Below are 1,356 nucleotides of genomic sequence, written 5' to 3'. Positions count from 1 at the left end.
CTCGGTGGGCCGCTCGTCCGGCAACCGGGTGTTGCTGGACCAGGCGTTGGCGGGTGTCTCCGGTCGCCCGCAGGCCATCTACGAGGCGCAGCACGTCACGACGACACTCGGCCTGGTCGAGGCCGGGCTCGGCGTCGCTGCGGTGCCTTCGATGGCGATGCCGGGCCCTGACCACCCACTCCTGGTGAGCCTGCCGCTGGTCGATCCCGTGGTCACCCGCAAGGTCGGGCTGATCTGGCGTCGCGGGCGCCCGCTGTCACCTGCGGCGCAGCAGTTGTTCGATCTCTTCGGCGAGGTGAAGGCCGGGCGGAGGACTGGACGAACCGCGTAGCTGCCAGCCCGGCGCTTCGGCCGGGAGACTCACCGCGCCAGCGCCGCGACCTCTGCGGCGCTCAACGCGCCCGCATGCACGCGGAAGTCCTGGATGCGGCCGTCGAACGACGGATGCCCCCAGTTGCGACCCAGGAAGGCCACCTGGTCGCCGACCTGGCGCGGCGACAGCAGGATGTCGTCGGATTTCGCCACTTCGGTGCCGTCCAGATACAGCCGCGCGGTGTTGCCCCGCAGCGTGACCGCCAGATGGACCCAGCGCCTGACAGGCAGGGCACTCGGCGCCTCCACCACCTGCGAGTCGTTGTGGCCTGCGCCGGCGATCACGAAGCGCAGCACGCCCTGACCGCCGCTCTGGGGCGCGATGCACATGTAGCTGAATCCGTCCTGCCCCGCGTAGAACATGCAGGTGTCCCAGTGCAGCCCATTCGCGTAGGCCCACAGGGACACGCTGAAATCGTCGAGGTCGCCGAACAGCCCCGGCGGCAGCTGCAGGCCCGCCTTCTTGCCGTCGAACACGAGGGCCTTGTCGTTGCGACGCCCGTCGCCCCAGGCCGCGCCGTCGAGCAGCGTGCCTTGCACCGAACCCGAGGTGCCGGCGGCGCTGAACAGCGTGCCAGCCGTGCCTGAGTTGTTCACGCCGTTCAGCGGCATGGCCAGGCGGGGCTCGCCCGGAACGGCGATGCGGGCCACGTTGGAGCCGGTGCCCGGGGCACCGGTGCCCTGGGCGGTGACCTGGTAGAACCAGACGCCGTTGGCCGGCATGTCGCTGTACGTGAGCAGTTCGCTCGCCGAGACCGTGCCGAGAAGGGTGAAGGGACCGTTCGCCTGTGCGCTTCGCTTGACCGCATACGAGGTCGCGCCGAGGCTGCCCCACCACGACAGCACGACGCGGTCGCCGCGCAGATGGGCGGTGAGGCCCGATGCCGGCTTCATCGTCTCGGAATAGCCAGGACGGCGATGGATCAGCGTCGGCCACCACACGTCGTCGCTGCTGCCGCCGTACTTCGGCTCGCACTGCAAGGC

The 1,356-nt window shown here is 70.3% G+C and carries 2 protein-coding genes; one reads left to right on the top strand and one right to left on the bottom strand.

Annotated elements, in window-relative coordinates; translation table 11 throughout:
• The coding region (locus AC1D15_RS32460) for a LysR substrate-binding domain-containing protein (protein WP_477829299.1) at positions 1 to 331 on the top strand (331 nt) is incomplete at its 5' end.
• 29 nt (positions 332 to 360) lie between these two features.
• Here the strand turns inward: AC1D15_RS32460 and AC1D15_RS32455 are convergent.
• Positions 361 to 1,356 (bottom strand): LamG domain-containing protein (locus tag AC1D15_RS32455; protein ID WP_477829298.1); only part of this gene is annotated, 996 nt, incomplete at its 5' end.

The organism is Rhizobacter sp. P2_H2, from assembly GCF_056403375.1.
The sequence above is the reverse complement of the archived record's forward strand: the minus strand, read 5'-3'. Positions and strand labels throughout refer to the sequence as shown.